At 70.1% G+C, this 17655-nt stretch carries 14 protein-coding genes and 4 pseudogenes; 9 read left to right on the forward strand and 9 right to left on the reverse strand.

The window, feature by feature from the left end:
* Positions 1-128: 128 nt before the first annotated feature.
* Both OG395_RS57310 and OG395_RS57315 read right to left on the reverse strand, forming a co-directional pair.
* Positions 129-1370 (reverse strand): PP2C family protein-serine/threonine phosphatase, encoded by a 1242-nt coding sequence (locus tag OG395_RS57310; RefSeq protein WP_327250171.1) that lies wholly within the window; start codon positions 1368-1370, stop codon positions 129-131.
* Positions 1371-1640: 270 nt separating this feature from the next.
* On the reverse strand, positions 1641-1814 hold the full coding sequence (locus OG395_RS57315; RefSeq protein WP_267009726.1) for a hypothetical protein: 174 nt from the start codon (positions 1812-1814) through the stop codon (positions 1641-1643).
* Positions 1815-2496: 682 nt separating this feature from the next.
* Here OG395_RS57315 and mobF point away from each other — a divergent pair.
* Together mobF and OG395_RS57325 are read left to right on the forward strand one after the other, a co-directional pair.
* Positions 2497-3384 carry a MobF family relaxase gene (gene mobF / locus OG395_RS57320; RefSeq protein WP_327250068.1) on the forward strand — a complete coding sequence of 296 codons (888 nt, stop codon included), beginning with the start codon at positions 2497-2499 and terminating at the stop codon, positions 3382-3384.
* Positions 3385-3496: 112 nt separating this feature from the next.
* Entirely contained in the window at positions 3497-3787 is a 291-nt protein-coding gene (locus OG395_RS57325; RefSeq protein ID WP_327250069.1) for a hypothetical protein, read from the forward strand.
* A gap of 316 nt (positions 3788-4103) precedes the next feature.
* Here OG395_RS57325 and OG395_RS57330 read toward each other — a convergent pair.
* The 3 genes and pseudogenes from OG395_RS57330 to OG395_RS57340 all read right to left on the reverse strand — a co-directional run.
* Positions 4104-4690, reverse strand: a pseudogene (locus OG395_RS57330) (IS256 family transposase); the annotation flags it as partial.
* 335 nt (positions 4691-5025) lie between these two features.
* The gene (locus OG395_RS57335) at positions 5026-6360 is read right to left on the reverse strand and encodes an IS110 family transposase (RefSeq protein ID WP_327249831.1); all 1335 of its coding nucleotides are present in this window, start codon (positions 6358-6360) and stop codon (positions 5026-5028) included.
* 83 nt (positions 6361-6443) lie between these two features.
* A pseudogene (locus OG395_RS57340) lies at positions 6444-6563 on the reverse strand (transposase); the annotation flags it as partial.
* 170 nt (positions 6564-6733) lie between these two features.
* On the opposite strand from OG395_RS57340, the pseudogene OG395_RS59070 reads away from it, so the two are divergent.
* Positions 6734-6865: pseudogene (locus OG395_RS59070) on the forward strand (transposase family protein); the annotation flags it as partial.
* Between the two features lie 55 nt (positions 6866-6920).
* Positions 6921-7130 (forward strand): hypothetical protein, encoded by a 210-nt coding sequence (locus OG395_RS57345; RefSeq protein WP_327250184.1) that lies wholly within the window; start codon positions 6921-6923, stop codon positions 7128-7130.
* Here the strand turns inward: OG395_RS57345 and OG395_RS57350 are convergent.
* The 3 genes and pseudogenes from OG395_RS57350 to OG395_RS57360 form a co-directional block, all read right to left on the reverse strand.
* Positions 7046-7297, reverse strand: a pseudogene (locus OG395_RS57350) (transposase family protein); the annotation flags it as partial. The gene OG395_RS57345 and the pseudogene OG395_RS57350 overlap by 85 nt on opposite strands.
* A gap of 29 nt (positions 7298-7326) precedes the next feature.
* Complete coding sequence (locus tag OG395_RS57355) at positions 7327-8823, reverse strand: ISKra4 family transposase (RefSeq protein WP_442818841.1); 1497 nt, start codon at positions 8821-8823, stop codon at positions 7327-7329.
* A 23-nt stretch (positions 8824-8846) separates the two neighbouring features.
* Positions 8847-9266, reverse strand: a complete 420-nt coding sequence (locus OG395_RS57360; RefSeq protein ID WP_327249937.1) for a hypothetical protein — start codon at positions 9264-9266, stop codon at positions 8847-8849.
* A 1248-nt stretch (positions 9267-10514) separates the two neighbouring features.
* Here OG395_RS57360 and OG395_RS57365 point away from each other — a divergent pair.
* From OG395_RS57365 to OG395_RS57385, 5 genes are all read left to right on the forward strand, one after another.
* On the forward strand, positions 10515-10733 hold the full coding sequence (locus OG395_RS57365) for a ferredoxin (protein ID WP_327250070.1): 219 nt from the start codon (positions 10515-10517) through the stop codon (positions 10731-10733).
* A 154-nt stretch (positions 10734-10887) separates the two neighbouring features.
* Positions 10888-12474 carry an ABC transporter substrate-binding protein gene (locus OG395_RS57370; protein WP_327250071.1) on the forward strand — a complete coding sequence of 529 codons (1587 nt, stop codon included), beginning with the start codon at positions 10888-10890 and terminating at the stop codon, positions 12472-12474.
* Positions 12471-13421, forward strand: coding sequence for an ABC transporter permease (locus OG395_RS57375; protein WP_327250072.1), 951 nt, complete (start codon positions 12471-12473; stop codon positions 13419-13421). The genes OG395_RS57370 and OG395_RS57375 overlap by 4 nt, the downstream gene beginning before the upstream one ends.
* On the forward strand, positions 13418-14278 hold the full coding sequence (locus OG395_RS57380; protein WP_327250073.1) for an ABC transporter permease: 861 nt from the start codon (positions 13418-13420) through the stop codon (positions 14276-14278). The genes OG395_RS57375 and OG395_RS57380 overlap by 4 nt, the downstream gene beginning before the upstream one ends.
* Complete coding sequence (locus OG395_RS57385) at positions 14275-15855, forward strand: ABC transporter ATP-binding protein (RefSeq protein WP_327250074.1); 1581 nt, start codon at positions 14275-14277, stop codon at positions 15853-15855. Before OG395_RS57380 ends, OG395_RS57385 begins: the two co-directional genes overlap by 4 nt.
* Positions 15856-15924: 69 nt before the next feature.
* Here the strand turns inward: OG395_RS57385 and OG395_RS57390 are convergent, their stop codons facing one another.
* Positions 15925-17586, reverse strand: a complete 1662-nt coding sequence (locus OG395_RS57390) for a (2,3-dihydroxybenzoyl)adenylate synthase (protein WP_327250075.1) — start codon at positions 17584-17586, stop codon at positions 15925-15927.
* Between the last annotated feature and the right edge of the window lie 69 nt (positions 17587-17655).

Here is a 17655-nt window from a genome sequence, read left to right on the forward strand (position 1 = left end):
GCAGCGCAGTGTAAATACGACGTCGGTCGAGCTGCTGTCCGGCCTCGTCGGCAAGGACACCACTGAACAACCGCATCTGCACGAGGAGGATCGCTGCCGGTACGTAGGGGCCCTTCCTCCTTGTCGGCTCAATCGAGGGTGGCGAGATGATCGGCGTCGCCGCCCCGCCACTCGATGAGGAAGATGGTCGCGTCGTCGCTGGTGATGTTGCCTCGTTCCTGTTTCAGGGCGTGGGAGAGCGCGCGCACCACCGCCCGCACCGCGGTGTGGTCACGGAGGATCCGGTTGGTCCACTCGATGAGTTGCTCCTCACCGAACTGTTTCCCGCCGGCTTGGTGCTCCTCGATCAGGCCGTCGGTGAAGCACAGCAACCGGTCCCCGGGTTCCAGGATCCGCTCGCTCACTTCCGGCTGCTCACCGCCGAAGCCGACCGGCAATGTGGTGGGGCTCTCCAGCCGGTCCACCACGGCGCGGTCACGGATCAGCAGCGGTGCCGGGTGGCCGGCGTTGACCCATTGCAGCCGGCCCGTGGTGATGTTCAGACACATCATCTGTGCGGTGACGAAGTGGTCGGGGCCGAACTGCTCATTGATGGCCTTGTCCATGAACGCATACACCTGGGACAGACCGGTGCTGGCCCGTCGCGTGTGGCGATAGGCGCCGATGGCCACCGTCGCCATGGTCGCCGCGTCCAGCCCGTGGCCCATCGCGTCGATCATGGCCACATGAAGGATGTCGCCGTTGAGGGCGTAGTCGAAACTGTCGCCGGCCACGTCGTACGCGGGCTCGAGGATTCCTGCCACCTCAACCTGCGGAACAGTCATCGACAGCGGGGGCAGCAACGACCACTGGATCTCCGCGGCCACGCTCATCGGGGCGCTGCGTCGGGCCTGGAAGAACAGGTCGGTGTAGGCGTCCTTGGTGACGATCATGTCTGCGACCAAACCGGCGAGTCTGCGCAGCAACCGCCGGTCGTCGTCATCGACGCTGTCCAGGGTGACGGCCATCGCCCCGATCTGGTCACTGCCGTCCAGCAGCGGCAGATACATCCGCACACTTCCGTCCCGCGGCACCTCCACCGCTTTGCGGCTCAAGAACGCCTCGCCAGCGGGGGAGTCCTCGACCGGTTCGGCGTCACCGACCGTCAGCCGCCGGCCCGGCAGCGGCACCAGCAGCATTTGTTCGTAGTCCTGCAAGAGGATCGAGAGGTCCCGGCCACCGACCCTTGCCACCTCTTCCGCAACGAGCGGGGCGATCAACTGCGGCGGCATCTCGTGAGCCCGGTCCAGCAGCACACCCAGCAACCGCTCACCAAAACCCTCCGACCGGTCCACCCCAAACTTGCTCGGGTTCCGCCCGCCTTCGGCCATCGCTGCGTGCACATCCCTCTCGTCCCGCTGCCGCGGGGAACTCACTGGGCGGCTGTCTCCCCGAGTGCTCGCCAGGCGGCCCTGATGCTCGCCTTCGGTGGCCAGGCGCGAGGCGGTACCAGCCAGGATGGAGATCACCTTCTCCCGCCCCTCGGCGCGCACCTTCACCACTCCGGCCAAGCATTCCGGCTCACAATGCTGTCGCCGGGCATCCAGCACCGCCGTTGCACTTGGTTCGGTGCAACGGCGGCCGCGTCGGTAGGGGCGTTACTACAGCTCCCGCTCGATCTGGTTCTCGCTGACCTTGTCTTCGCGCATGGTCGCCTCGTTCTGGACGGCGTAGCGAGTCTGTGCCCCGCTGCCCTCGGCACTGCGGATCTCGCCCCGCTGAAGCTCGTCCTGCTGGTCCCGGTACTCCACGTGCTGTCCCTTGCGGTAGGGCATGGGGATCTCCAAGTCTCTTGTAGGTCGGCGGAGGGCCGGCCCTGCTCGTTCGGCAGGTGACGCCCCTGGCGCCCGCGTCCTGTCACTGGTCGCTCTGACAGCCCACCCCCAACTTCGCCCTACGGCAATCACTACGGGCCGAATGGAGGACGCTTTGCCCGCCACTGCGTCGACGTCGGCGGCCCCGTGGGCAAGCCTTCGCCAGCTGTGGGCAAGCCTGCAAGTAATGGTTTCCTGGCGCCTGTAGAGAGGGTGTGGTGGTATCGCTTTTGGCCCCGGACGTCGCTGCTTACGGGGGTAGCTTCCGATTATGGCGATTGCCCCGGAATTGGAATGGCCGGGCCGGCCTGAGGTGTCTCTGCCGCATCCCGAGATCACATATGTAGGGTGCGCTCGGTGCGGGACACTGATCGCGGGTCTCGATGGCCGGTACGCGTGTGCGGGTTGCGGCTGGGTCAACGACTGGTCCGCGGGCTACAGCCCGCTCCCCGAGAATGGGCGGCCGACGTGAACTTTCGTGCGGCAGCGGAGCTCTGCCGATGTGGAGCCGAGGTGGGAAACGTGGCTGCCAGCTGCCCGTGACGCGGGAGACCGGACCAACAACTCTGCGGTTTCGTCCCGCCTCACGGGCCCCCAGTTGTGGGCCGTTGACCAGTGCTTTTTCGGTGCTGTGCTGGGTTGCATGGTGACGTTCAAGCAAGTCAGCAAGGGCTCCGCGTACAAGTACTACGGGCGTCAGGTGGTGGTCGGTGACGGCCGTCGACCGCGGGGGAGGAGCCTGGAGCAGGCGCAGGAGGAGGTGGGTGTCCCGCCGGGTGTGTGGATGGGCCGGGCGCTGCCCGCGGTCGGCCTGGTATCCGGGGCGCGGGTCACCGAGAGGCAGATGCGGAACCTGTTCGGCGAAGGTCTCCACCCGGACGCGGACCGCATCGTTGCCGACCGTCTTGCCGCCGGCGACAGTCCCGCAGCAGCCGCCCGGGCGGCCCGGCTCGGCTACCGGGTGCAAAAGTGGTCCGGCAACGATCTCGTGTTCCGCCCGCCGGGCAGCGTCCAGGCCCTGTGGGCCCTGGGCACACCGCCGGTCCGCCAGCTGATCGAGGACCTGCAGACCCGCGTCACCGGCGAGGTCCTGGCCACCGCCGAGACCGAGCATCTGTGGGTACGCGTCGGTGGCGACAGCACCGTGCAACGCGCCCGTGCCGGTGTGATCGCCGCCCGCTTCCGCCACTACGAGAACCGCGACGGCATGCCGCTGCTCCACGATCACGTGGTGCTGTCGGTCAAGGTCCGCCGCCAGGGCGACCGGTGGGGCACCCTGCACACCCGCTCGTTCCTCGAGTACGCCGTTGCCCTCTCGGGGCTCTACAACCAACGCCTGATGGAGGAGATCTGTCGCGCGCTCGATCTGGCGACGGTGCCCCGCTACCCGACCGCCGGACAGCGGCCCGTGATGGAACTCGCGGGGATCCCCGAGCAGCTCATCGACTGGGCCGCCACCCGCACCACCGCGACCATGCAGCGCCTGGCAGAACTCGTCGGCCAGTACCAGGAACCCCCCGCCAGCCTCTGACCACCAAAATTCGGCAGCGGATGATGGCACGTGCCTCTCACGAGACCCGGCCGCCCAAGAAGAAGACAGCCGGCCTCTGCCCGCGTTGCGGGCACGCTGGCGGGACGGCGCCGTGGCCCTGTTCGGCGTGGACGTCGCAGCCGCCGCGCTGGAGATCACCGCGATCGTCGCGGTCCACCACGGCGGCCGCTTCCGCCACCGCCACCTGCTTGCCGAAGCCCGCCGCTACCTCACCCGCACCCTCCACGGACACCCCGCCCCGCCCCACGCCGACACGACCATCACCGCGGCCGCCATCCGCGACCACTGCATCCCCGGCGACCCGCCGAACCCGACAAGCCAATGCCGCTCGCGTACCGCACCTTCATCCCTATCTGGGCACCCGTCACGCGCCGAGGTTTGACCACACCCACTGCTCACCGGATCCACCACCGCGCCCGCGCCGAAGCCGCACACCGCACCGCCCTCGCTCGCGCCGAAGCGCAACAGAGGCCGCCTGTACGGCAGCAAGAACACACCCCGCAGGCGGCACCACAGCAACCGCAGCAACCGCTGCCTCCCGCCCCGGGCCTGGCACCCGGCGGGCGAAGTTAGTGAATTGCCCAGGGGGCCACAAGCTGCGACCGACGCCACCCCCCGTCCGATCTGATGAACTATGAGGCGTTCGGCGGCACCAAGTCGGGTCTGTACAGCGAACGGTGGGACTCGGTTGATTGTTTCTACCGGCGTCCGGCGGTGAGCCGGCCGTCGAAGGTAATGTCGAAGGCTTGGAGTGCGGCCAGCGCATGGTCCAGCGCTTGCTTCCGGTGCCCTTGGGGTCCAGGCTCATCACCGCGAGGTAGACGCACTTGAGCGCGGCCTGTTCAGTGGGGAAGTGCCCGCGGGCCCTCACGGCCTTGCGGATACGGGCGTTGACGGACTCGATCGCGTTGGTGGTGCACACGATTTTCCGGATCTCAATATCGAACTGGAGGAAGGGGACGAACTCCGCCCAGGCGCTTTCCCACAGCCGCACGATCGCCGGGTATTTCCTTCCCCAGGCCTCACTGAACTCAATGAAGCGTTCCAGGGCGGCGTCCTCGGTCGGCGCGGTGTAGGCGGGCTTGAGCGCCTTCGCGATCTTCTCCCAGTCCTGCCTGGCCGCGTAACGGAAGCTGTTCCGTAGGAGGTGAACCACGCACGTTTGCACGATCGTCGCAGGCCAGACCGTGTTGACCGCGTCCGGAAGACCGGTCAGGCCGTCGCAGACCAGCATCAGCACATCACGGGCGCCCCGGTTCTTGATCTCGGTGAGGACCTGCAGCCAGCTGTTCTGGAGAGCTTGTCAAGTCCCTTGCGGGCATGGCGAATCGGCCCGCCGAGCAAGGCAGGTTGTCGATCTTCGGTATAGGTAGATCATGCGGTGCGGACGACGTTCCCGGGCGGCGCCTACTCATGTAGTCGCAGTCGTGCTGCAGGCTGTTGTGCGCGCTCGCGGTGGCGGGACCGGCCGGACGTCTTGCTGGCTGCGCGGTCCCAAGGACGGGCCGCTGATACTTGACGACGTCATTCCGGCCGGTGCCGCCCGCGCCTCGCGAGCAGGCTCGCGAGGAGTCCTGGTAGCCCCGGTGAGCTGCGGCTATCGTGGCCGCGCGGGGCCGGTCACGTCGTGCGGGTCACCTGTGCGGAGGCCGTGACGGGCCGGTTCCGTGCCCGGCCGGCGGTGACGGCCGCAGTCCAGCGCTCGGCGTCGTAGGGCTGTTGGGAGCGCATCAGCGCGAACGTGAGGCGGTGCACGCGGTGGGCGGTGGCAATGGACGCCACCATGGGTTTCTTCCCTGCCTCGCGCAGACGCTGCTTGTAGGCGGCGAAGTCTGGATGGTGCTGGGCGACGCACACGCCGAGGGTGATGACCGCCTGACGCAGCTCGACCGAGCCGATCTTGTTGATCCTGGCCGACCCGCGGTGTCCGGCGGATTCGTAGCTGGTGGGGGCGAGTCCGGCGTATCGCCATGCCGCGTCCGCGCTGCTGAACCGGTGCGGATCACCGAGCGCGGCACCGTAATAGGAGGCCGTCACGGGGCCGACCCCGGGGACAGACAGCAGGACACCGGCCGGGGTGTGTTGTAGCAGGCCGGCCAGTTCCCGGTCGGCCGCACCGAGGTCTGCAAGCAGGGTCTCGTACTCGGCCATCTCGCCGGTCAGCAGACGGGCGGCGATCGCACGGTCGGCCTCGGGCACGCACATCGCCTCGCGTGCAGCGGTGATGACCTGGGACGCTTTCGGTCGCAGCATTCGCCTGCCATGGTCCGCCGCGTGCCCGACCAGGGCCGTGACGTCGAGGGCGGCGATGCGTCCCGGATCGGGCAGGGTGGCCAGGAGCATGCGCAGGGTCGGAGACTCCAGTCCGGTGGTGAAGCAGCCGGTCAGGCCGGGGACAGCGGTGTCCGCGAGGGCGTGGATCTGAGCGCACAGCGCCTTCGCGGCGTGCAGTTTGCGCCGACGATGGGCCACCCAGGCCCGCTGTTCGGCCGTGGCCTCTTCACTTGCGCGCAGCGGCCAGCCCTGCCCGCGCACGAGCAGCTCGATCATGGCCATGCAGTCCCGTAAATCAGTCTTGACCCGAGCCTGGCCCATCTGCCCCCGAGCCAGCTTGACCTGGTACGGGTTCAGCTCGACGACGTCGAATCCCCGGTCGCGCAGGTGGGCGGCGAGTGCCCGGTGGTAATGGCCCGCGGCTTCGATCCCGATCCGGACGCTGGCCGCGTCACTGTGGTGGACCGCCGAACGGACGGCCTGTTCAAGGGCTGTGGCCCCCGGCAGGGTCAGTGCGAAGTCGACCGGGTCACCGAAGATCTGCCCGCAGTGATCAGCGATCAGGCCCATCGCGCTGTGTTTGCCGACATCCACGGCAACGACCAGGCACTTCCTCTGCGGAAGGTCCCGCACTCGGGCCATGTACTCGGCCTGCGACCGGCCACCGACAAATTCCGTCATCACACGCCTCCTCAGGTTCTCGGGGACGACATCCGCCACCCCCTCCGCAGGGGGGCGTCTCCCCAACCCGAGGCCTACTATGAGTACTTGGCGCCCTCGCCGCCGACGCCGACCCACAGGCCCAGGATGTCCCGATGCCCCTCCGCCGTCACGGCCAAGGCCATGTAGACGGGCCGGTTGGCGACCTGCCCATCCCTGACCTTGGTTCTGTCGACGATCTTGTGATCCGGACGATAGAACTGAGTGTCCCGAATGTTCGCAATCATGCATCGCGTGCTCTCGTGACGTGGTCTTGGAACTGTTTCCGTACCTGTCCGGCCTGCTGATCGAGGAGATCGAGCGAGGGCCGGACGAGGTGGTGTTGAGGACGCGGGTGCGGGCACCGAGCGCGGCCTGCTGGTGCGGCAAGAGCTCGGTGCGGGTGCACGGCCGGTATGTACGCAAGCTCCGTGACGTCGCCGTGGGTGGGCTCGGTGTCGTGATCGAGTTGTGCATACGCCGGTTCCGTTGCGAGAACGCCGCCTGCACTGCGGTGACCCTTCGCCGAGCAGGTCGCGGGCTTGACGACCCCGCACAGCCGCTACACCCCGCTGCTGCACGGGATGTTGACACAGATCGGGCTGGCACTGGCCGGCCGGGCAGGGGCCCGACTGGCAGCCGCGGTCGGCATCACCGCGGGCAAGGACACGCTGCAGGCCAGGCGCCGCACTCGCACCGACACCACGACCCGTCGGCCGTCCGCCGGCACGTCCGCCACCGTCCGGCGATGAAAGCCGTGCACCTTCGCGGTCGGCGTCCCGCACATCGGGCATGGCACCGGCTTCTCCTGGGTCCGAGCGGACAGGCGGACCACCTCACCCTCGTCCACCACATCCTTGACAACCAGCACCGACAGCCCCGAAAGCACGGTCGCTATAAGGGAGTTGGCATCGCACATGGGTGCAGATCCAATGAGGGTTCTGGCGATCAAGCCGCTGGTATGAGCGTGTCGCGGTATCGGGCCTGGTGGTTGCGCGTGAACTCCTGTGTCTCGTGCCAGGCCCAGTAGGTGTCGAAGTCGCCGTTGCTGCGCAGGGCCCGGAGTTTCAGGACGGCTTCGGCGCCGGAAAGGCCCCAGCGGGCTCCGGTGATGTCGAGGCGGTCTTTGACCAGGTGGCGGCACGCCCCCTCGACGATCCCGGTGGCGATCGGGAAGCCTTCGGTCAGCGCGGTGTCGTAGCGCAGGTAGGCGGCCTTGTTCTTCAGGTAGCCGACGGCGTCGTCGATGCCCTTGCGTGAGCCGGGCCTGAGCCCGACGGCGTCGGCGGCGGCGCTGATCGAGGCCGCGGCCTGCTCGGAGCCTCCGGCCAGGATGGTACGGGCCTGTCCGGCGACCCAGGCCTCGGCCGCGCGGTCGCCGGCCGGGTGCAGGCAGTGCGCGGCGCCCCACAGGTATTCGAGCACGTGGATGATGTCGATGACGATGTGCACGGTGACGTTCCGGCGTGCTGCCTCGGCCCGGATGACGTCGAGCTGGTGCCGGGCGCCGTCGACCAGCACGACCCAGGTCCGGCGGTGTCCGGGGTCGCGGGCTTCGGCCTGGTCGAACACGGCGGCGATGACCTGCTCGGCGGTGTCGTTCACCGAGCCGCACAGCCACTTGGACCTGGCTCTCGGGCCCGGGCGACGCTCCTTCACGGGGTCGGCGGGGTCGGCGATGATGTCGTCGACGCCGCGGACGGCGGGCTCGGCGTCGTAGACGGTGCCCAGGGTGGCCATCCGTTTGCGGCCGTGTTTCTCCCCGGGCGCGAGCCTGGTCGCCATCTTGTTGCCGCTCTTGGTCGCAGCGGCCTTCGCGGTGGCCTCGCGCAGCGCCTCGGGCCTTATCACCACGCCCTTACCGTCGGTGGACAGGACCAGCAGCGTGGCGTCGGTGCACGGTTCGGGCACCAGGGCCTGGTAGAAAGCGTCGATGTCGGCCGCGGCGGCCACGGCGAGTTCCTGGACCTGCCGGTGGCCGATCCCGGCGCCGGTCAGCGCGTTGACGCGGTCGACCGCCTCGGCGAAGGAACCGCGGGCGGACTCGGTCGCGGCGAGCCTGGCCAGCCCGTGGCTGTGCATCGCGGCCGGCATATTCAGCGCGGCGTCGGCCAGGTGCAGATCCGCCGAGCCCGTGGCCCGGTAGGCGATCCGGGTCGCGGTGACCTTCCCGAACACCGTGGCCAGGATCCGGCGTCGGCCCCGCTCGATCCGGGTGCGCTCAACACCGGTCTCATCGACCACCGGATCGGCCCGCTGCTCGCGCACCGCGCGCAGATCCAGATGGTCCTGGAACAGCTGCCGGGTCACCTCGCGCATCCGCGCCGCGAGCAGGTCCTCCAGCCCTGAATGCGTCAACGCGGCGGCGTCCGGCGCGGCCAGTTCCGTGGCGACCTGCTCGAACAGGCCGCGGGAGGCGGCGAACGCGGTCTCGGTCACCGCCAGAGAGCCGGTCTCCAGGGCGGCGCTCACCAGCCCAGCTCCCGTCCGTCCACCCTGAACAGCCCCGGCGCGGTCTCAGCCAGGATCCCCCGCTCCACCAGGCGCTTCAGCTTCGAGCGCATGCCCTCCACGTGACGGGCCTCGGTCTGAAGCCCCAGCTCCACGCACACGTCCTTGCACCGCCACGCCGACCCCGACGTCGCGAACAGCGCGGTGATCCGCTGGTAGTCCGGTGACATCACCGTCACATCGCCCGCGGCCTCGGCGGCCAGCAGTGCCGCGGCAACATCGACCGGCCCGGACGCCGCCGACCCAGCCGCATCACGCATGGCCACCGGACCACCGGCCAGCACCTGCTTCACCGTCTCCCGCGTGATCTGCAGCCGGGACAGTTCGGCTTCCGCCTGGGACACCGCTTCGGAAAACTCTGCGATCTGCTTGCGCAACTCCGAGACCCTGGCCCGGCATTCACTCTCTCTGGCATCCAACGCGGCCATCAACGACGGCACCACACCACCCCGCCTCACCCGGTGCCCGCACCCACGGCCGGCTCACCTCGCCGACGGTAAAGACCGCCCCACACCCGCACATCCCGAACCCCTGCGAATCACCCCAACGAGGCACCCTCACAAGATCTGCACCCATCGCACATGAGATGTCAACGACTCTGGTCACGCTTCGTTACCACCGATTACGGGACAGAGCCGATCGTTTTACAGACCTCCACCTCGCCGCATGGACCGCCCACATAGCCTGCCGATCACTGCGCCCGACCCACCGCGATCCCCGCGGCTCCCGCGGGCGCAAACCCTGCGGCGCGCTGCGCGTGTCCTGGACCGGCAGCCACAATGCGCCCGGTTCCTGCCTGCTCACTGTCGCCGTTGACTTGTGCCCCTCCGGCGAGCACCGTGTCCTGGCGCAAGTGCCCTACCGCGAAGCCGCCGAGCGGTTTGGCACCTGGCTGGCCGAGACCGCCCCTGCCGTGGCGGCTGAGGCTGGACCCGACCGCCTGGACGGCCTCCCCGCCCGGTTCTGGCCGGTCATCGTGGACATCAGCGGTGAGTGCCTGGCGCTTTCTGAGCGAACGGCGAGAGACCCGACACCAACGTCGACCGGGTGATGACGAGGGCCATGATGACGAAGCCGACCCGGGGGGCAAGGCCAATGCCGGCCAAGCCAAGCCGGTGCCAGTGGCGGAGGTCGGTGGTGACTGGCTGGGCGGCGGCGCAGGGCAGTCGCAGGCTCTTGGGCTCCCGCCTGCGTGTGTCGTCGGCCAGGGGGAGCATCGGCGTCAGGGCCGGCAGACCCAGGGCGAGTTGGACGCCCTTCAGCTAGATCTGCTTCTTGGCGGCGTCGTGCATGGGCAGGTTGCGCTGTCGGCGTCTCGGCCCCAGAGACCAAGCGCAAGGTCATCGGGCGTGAGTTCATCCGCGTCTTCGAGTAGGCCCAGCCGGAGATCCTCCAGGAGGACGGCCCTCCGCGGGCCCCAGCGGTGGTCGACGGCTGCGGGCGTGGCGACCGCTCCGATCTGTTTCCGCCAACTCGCTGGGCTCCGCTCCTGTCTCCTGGTGATCGGGCGGGCAGCCGCGAAGAGGGTGGAGCGGGTTCGTTATTGAATATGGAAGTCATTGTCGAGTACTCTACGGCTGCTGCCATTGGCGGCCGAGTGTGCGGCGATAGGGGGAGGGGTCCTCATGACCTTGGCAGCATGGGCGTCCGGTATCGGGGGGATCAGCGCGGAGCGGGATCGGTGCGTGGGGGCGGGGCAGTGTGTGCTCGCCGCGAAGGCCGTCTTCGACCAGGACGAGGATGGGCTTGTGCTCGTCCTTGATGAGAGACCGTCGGTGTCTCAATCGGACGCTGTGCACGAGGCCGTACGGGCGTGTCCGTCCGGCGCTCTTGTCCTGAGGTAGCCCAGCATCCGCCTCATCACGGTGGAGCCATTGCGGCTCCGCCTGTGCCCACCGTCGTCGATCACCGGCTGCCTGTCGTGGCGTCGGCCGCATCACACACGCCGCGGAGCTGTCCCGGCGCCCAGTTCAGCTCAGCAGAACGTCAAGGAGAAGCATGTCCAGACAGATCGATCGCCGTGCCTTCCTCCGCCGCGGCGCGGCGGGAGTCGCGGCTCTCGCAGCGGGCTCCGGTCTGCTGGCGGCGTGCTCCACCGACGAGCCCGGCTCCGACCGGAAGTCCGGATCAGGTTCCTCGCCCCGCTCGGGCGGCACGCTCCGGGCCGCCTTCGTCGGAGGCGGCGCCTCCGAGACGCTCGACTTCTTCAACGGCCCGTCCGCTCTGGACCTGGTGCGCGCCCGGGCCTGGCACGGCACCCTGGGGAACCTGGATCCCAGTGGGCCTGACGGGGTGAGCTACGGCGTGCTCAAGGGCATCGACATCTCCGAGGACCTGTCGACTTACACGCTGCATGTGCGGCCCGGCGTTCGTTTCACGGACGGCTCCGAGCTGACCTCCGCCGACATCCTGCACTCCCTCTGCGCCCTTGCGGCGCAGAGCAAACTGCCCGTGTACCGGCTCGCCGCCGCCAACTTCGACCTCACGCAAGCCAAGGCCGACGGCGCACTGAAGGTCGTACTGTCCACCCTGCGGCCCATAGCCGACGGCCGCATGATCCTCTGTCAGGGCAACTTCCTCGTCGTCAAGGACGGAACCAAGACCTTCCGGAAGGGCATGCCCAGTTGCGGCCCCTTCCGGCTTACCGAGTTCACGGCCGGCCAGGGATCGGCGTTCGAGCGCTACGACGACCACTACGGCCACGTGCCCCACCTGGACGGCCTGGAGCTGCGGTCGATCGCGGACTCGACCGCCAGGGCGGGCGCGCTCACCAGCGGTGAGATCGACTTCGCCCACGACCTCTCACCAGTCACCGCACGCACGCTCGCGGACAACGCGAAAGTCGAAGTCGTCCCGACCAAGAGCCCCTATCTGGTCGGCCTCTCCTTCCAGATGAACATGAGCGTCAAGCCCTTCGACGATCCTCGGGTGAGGGAGGCGTTCAAGCTCGCGGTCGACCGGGAGGCCATGGTGAAGACGGTGTTCTACGGCAACGCCGAGGTCGGCAACGACCTGCCCTCCATCGGCTTCCCCGACTACGCCGAGAGCCTGCCCCAGCGCGCCCACGAGCCGGAGCGAGCCCGTGAACTCCTCAAGGAGGCCGGGGCCAACGGGATGAAGGTGACGCTGACGACCGGCCCCGAGACGCCGGGCATGGTGGAGATGGCCACCCTCTTCGTCGAGGACCTCAAGCAGGTCGGCGTCCAGGCTTCGGTGCGCGAACTACCGCCGGGACAGCTCTACGCCGACTTCCCCATGTACGCGGCGCTGCCACTGGCCGGTTCGTACCAGATGCCCATCCCCGCGCTCTCGACCTACCAGATGAGCACGGCGGGCGGATCGACGTCGGCGTTCGGCTGGAAGAAGTCCGCGACCGACGGACTTGTGGCGAAGGCTCGCGCCGAGAGCGACGAAGCCGTGGCGAAGAAGCTGGGCACGCAGGCGCAGCGCACGCGCTGGGAGGACGGTAACCAGGTGCTGCCGGTCTTCAAACCGAATCTGAACGTCCAGGCCAAGGGGGTCCAGGGGGTACGGGACGACCTCTTCGAGCAGTTCCCCGGCTTCTCCCAGGCGTCGCTGGCGTGAGCCTGCTCGCGTTCATCGGGCGTCGCCTTGCGGGGGCGGCCGTCCTGCTGGTGCTGCTGTCGGCCGCGCTCTTCGCGGCGACGGCGGTCCTTCCGGGGGATGCCGTCAGCGCGGTCGCCGGTGTGGACGCCTCCGCGGCGCAACGCGCCGAAGTCCGAGCCGAACTCGGGCTGGACCGGCCGGCCGCCCAGAGGTACGCGGACTGGGCGGCCGGAGCGGTCTGGGGGGACCTGGGCCGCGGCTTCGTGGGAGAGCGGCCGGTCACCGAGGTCCTCGCCTCCCGCCTGCCCAACAGCCTGTTGCTCGCCGGACTGACGCTCGCGGTCACGGCGCCGTTCGCCGCGCTGCTGGGCCTGTGGACCGGGTTGCGCGGGGGCGGTGCCGACCGTCTGGTCTCGACATCGGCTCAGGTTCTGGCCGCCGTACCGGAGTTCGTCATTGCCGCGCTGCTCGTCGCGGTACTGGCGGTGTGGCTGGAGATCCTTCCGCGGGTCTCCGTGATCCCCCTGGGCGGTACGCCGCTCGACGTGCCGCGCGCGCTGATTCTGCCCGTGCTGACGCTCAGCGCGGTCGGTCTCGCGGTGGCCACCAGGCTGCTGCGGGTCTCCGTCGCGGAGACGGCGGCCAGCCCGTACTGCGAAGCCGCACGGCTCAACGGTGTACGCGGGGTGCGGCTCGCGGTCCGTCACATCTTGCCCAACGCCGCCGGACCCGCTGTTCAGGCGCTCACCCTCACCACAGGGGCGCTGGTCGGCTCGGCGGTGGTGGTGGAGAACGTCTTCGACTATCCGGGCATCGGCCGGGAGCTGCAACTGGCCGTCGCTGCGCGGGACGTACCGATGGTGCAGGGCATCGCCACCGCCCTGGTGGCGGTGATGCTCGCGGTGCTGCTGCTGGGTGACATCTGCGCGCGTCTGCTGGGCGCACGGGAGGGGAACGGCCGATGACGACGGTCCTGGCACCACCTCGGAGGCGGACACGCACGGCCCGTCCCGGCACGCCCGGGCGCCGCCGACCACTGTTTCTTACCGGGTCGGGCGCACTGCTCGTCCTTCTGCTCGCCGTGCTGGGCCCACTGATTGCGCCGCACAGTCCGACCGCGCAGCTTGCGGCGCCCTTCCAGCAGCCGGACGGTCAGTTCCTCCTCGGTACCGACGTGCTGGGCCGGGACGTGGCCAGCCGGGTACTCAGCGGCGGCCGCGCCATCGTGCTCACCGCGCTGGCGGGGACGGCGGCGGCCGGGGCCGTCGGGATGTCCGCCGGCGTCCTGGCGGCCATGGTGTCCCGCCGGCTGGGCGACCTGCTGATCCGCTGCCTGGACGCCCTCGCCGTCCTCCCCGCCCTCCTGGTCGTCCTGGTCTTGGCCGCCGGATTCCCCGGCAGTGACACGGCCCTCGTGGCAGCCGTAGCCCTGGCCACCGCCCCCTTTTCCACCCGAGTGCTGCGCGCCGCGGCGGACACGGTCCTGAACAGCGGATACGTCGAGGCCGCCATCGCCCGGGGCGACACCCGGCGGGCCGTCCTGCGCCACGACGTGCTGCCCAACATCGCCGGACCGGCCCTGATGGACACTGCGCTGCGCCTGGTCGCATCGCTGCACCTCACCGCCACCGCGGGCTTCCTCGGCCTCGGGGAAGGGGGAGCGGCGCCCGACTGGGGGCGCATGGTGAGCGAGAACGTCCCCGGGGCGACACTGGCCGCCACGCCGTTCCTCGCTCCGGCGCTGCTGATCGTACTGCTGTCCGTCTGCGTCGGCCTGCTGGCCGGACGGCTGGCGGACACGGTGGGACGGGGGGCCGCATGACCGGCCTTGCGACCGCCGGCCAGTCAGGCGCCGGTCCGCTCGCCGAGATCAGCGGGCTGACGCTCGGCCCGGCGGCCGGAGGACCGCCCGTCCTGCACGACGCCCGCGTGTCGGTGCCGCGCGGGCAGGTGCTGGGAGTCGTGGGCAGGTCGGGATCGGGCAAGAGCAGCCTGGCGTACAGCCTGCTCGGACATGTCCGTCCTGGCTTGGAGGTCCGTGGCGGAACCGTCCGGGTGGTCGGCCTCGATCCGTTCGACGGCGCGGACGCCCGTCGGCTGCGCGGCCGGGTGGTGTCCTTCCTGGGGCAGGACCCCCCTTCGTCGCTCAACCCCGCACTCCGGATCGGCACGCAGATTGCCGAGGCGGTGCGCCTGCGCTCGTCAGTGAAGGGGGGAGACGACGTCCGTGCGCGGGTCGGGGAACTGCTGCTGTCTGTGCGGCTGCCGGCCGACCGGGCGTTCCGGAGACGACTGCCCCGGCAGCTGTCGGGAGGACAGGCCCAACGCGTGGCCCTTGCCCTCGCGTTGGCGGGCAGACCCAGCCTGCTGGTCCTCGACGAGCCCACCAGCGGCCTGGACCCGGTCCTGGCGGATGTGATGCGCGGCCTGCTGGCCGACGTCCTGTCCGACGGGGACCGCGCTGCGTTGCTGGTCAGCCACGACCCGACGTGGATCGCGTCCGTGGCGGACGACGTGATCCGTCTGGACGGAGGCCGGATCGTCGCCGCCGGGGTGGCGGGGACGTCGTCGCTCGTCCATCCGTCCGGGAGTTGCCCGCCCGGCGGCCCCAGCTCCAAGGCCCCACGCGTCGCTGCGGCTGACCCCGCCGTCGTCGGAGGGCTGTCCGTGCGGAGCGTGCACGCCGCCCACGGGCGGGTCTCCGTGCTGCACGACGTTTCCCTCACCGTTCTGGCGGGCTCCTGCACCGCCGTCGTAGGTCCGTCGGGGTCGGGGAAGACCACCCTCGCCCGATGCCTCGCGGGGCTTCACCGGACGGCACGGGGGAGTGTCGAGTGGCGGGACGACGGCGAGCCGCGGGGCCGCGGGGCTCCGGTGCAACTCGTCGCGCAGGACGCCCGCGGAGCTCTCAACCCACGGGAATCCGTGGGCGACGCGCTCATGCGCCCCCTCAGGGGGGTGCGGAGCCGGTCCGCCCAGGAGGCGTCTTGCGAGGCCGTACGATTGCTCGGGCTGGTCGGGCTGGGCGCGGATGTACGGGAGCGTCGGCCCGGGGAGTTGTCGGGTGGCCAGCGTCAACGTGTCGCACTGGCACGGACGCTGGCCGCCGAGCCGCGCGTTCTGGTCTGTGACGAGATCACCTCGGCGCTGGACCCGGAGACGGCGAGCGGGGTCCTGGACCTGCTGGACTCGCTGCGGCGGGCGAGGGGCCTGACGGTCGTGATGGTGACGCACGACCTGGCAGCCGCCGCCCGCCGCGCGGAGCAGGTCGTCGTCCTGGACGCGGGGCGCGTGGTCGAAGCCGGCCGCGTCGACCACGTGCTGGTGAACCCGGAGCACCCCGTCACCCGGGAACTGCTTGCCTACGACGACGATCCCGCCCTCACCGTGCCAGAGTAGCGACGGCTGAGGGGCTCATGGCCGGCGGGAGGAGTGCCCCGCCCACCGGGCGCTCCTCCGCACCACGCCCTACGGCCGGAGCAACTCCTGGGCCAGCGCCGCCTTGTCGACCTTCCCGACGGTGGTGAGCGGAAGGCCGGGAACCCGGACGACCTCGTCCGGCGTCTTGTATCCGGCCAGCCCGCGCTCTTTCAGATGGGCGGCGACCTCCCGCACGCCGGGGGCCGCCCCCGCGCAGACGACGAAGGCGACGGTCCGCTCACCCCACCGCTCGTCCGGCACACCGACCAGCGCCGCCGCCGTGATCGCCGGATGCGTCAGCAACTGCTCCTCCACCTCGACCGCGGCGATCTTCTCACCGCCACGGTTGATCTGGTCCTTGATCCGACCCACCACCACGAGGTGCCCGGTCGGCAGACGCCGCACCACGTCGCCGGTCCGGTAGAAGCCGTCCGGGGTGAACGCCGTGCGGTTGTACTCCTCGGCGCGGTAGTAGCCCCGCAGCGTGTACGGGCCCCGCGTGAGCAGTTCACCCGCCGTACCGTCCGGCACGGGCCTGCCGTCGGTGTCCACCACGAGTACCTCGTCGTCCGGCGAGACGGGCCGGCCCTGCGTGGCGCAGACCAGGTGCTCGGGGTCGTCGAGGCGGGTGAGGTTGATCAGTCCCTCCGCCATGCCGAAGACCTGCTGCACGGTCACCCCGAGTGCCGGTCCGAGCTTTCGCGCGTGGTCCTCCGGCAGCCGCGCCCCGCCGACCTGCACACCGGCGAGGCTGCCGAGGTCCCAGGAACCGGAGGCTGCCTCGTCCACCCAGTGGATGACGAGCGGCGGAGTCAGAGAGGTCAGTGTCACGCCCTCCCGCTCGACGAGCGCGAACGCCGTCTGCGGGCTCGGGTCCGGAGCGACGACCACGGTTCCTCCGGCCATGAGGGTGCCCAGCACACCGGGGCAGGCGAAGGTGAAGTTGAACCCGATCGGCAGCACCGCCAGGTAGACGGCCCCCGCGTCGAGCGCGCAGACCTCGGCGCAGGCGTGAGCGTTGTAGGCGTAGTCGTCATGCGTCCGCGGGATGAGCTTGGGAAGGCCGGTGGTGCCGCCGGAGAGCAACAGGAGGGCGACATCCGCGGGGTCCGCGCCGCCGTCGTCGGCGCCCGGCGCCGACAGGGCGTCCGGCGCGGTGGGGCCGGACGCCGGCGGGGGCACCCGCAGCGCCTCGAACGGGACGAAGCCGTCCTCCGGGCCGGGATCGCCGACCACGACGACGTGCCGCAGCGGGCCGTCCGACCCCTGCTCCGCCCGTACCTCGCGCATCAGCTCCCGGTGGTCGAAACGAGCGTGCCGGTCCGGCACCACACACGCCACGGCACCCGACACGCGCACCAGGTGACCGATCTCCCGGCGCCGATGGCCGGGCATGGCGTGCACCGGAACCGCCCCGAGCCGCTGCAACCCGAACCAGACGAGCACGAACTCGGCGCAGTTGGGGAGCTGGACCACCACGCGGTCACCCCGCCCGATCCCGAGCCCGCGCAGTCCATGGGCGACGCGGTCGGCCTCGGTGTCCAGATCCGCGTAGGTCCACCGCCGGTCCCCGTCGACCAGAGCGACGCGCCCCCCATGGCCGGCCACTCCCTGGCGCAGGCGGGTGCCGAATGTCACCCCTTGCCAGTGCCCGGCGGCCCGGTACCGCGCCGATTCCGCCTCGGACCAGGTCTTTTGAGTTTCGGTCATGAGGTCCTGCCTCTCCTTGGCGGGCCTTGGCTTCTGGCGCCGGGGCCCGTCGTGTGACTACGATGCGAA

The sequence above is a fragment of the Streptomyces sp. NBC_01320 genome, from assembly GCF_035974375.1.
GTDB lineage: Bacteria > Actinomycetota > Actinomycetes > Streptomycetales > Streptomycetaceae > Streptomyces > Streptomyces yanii.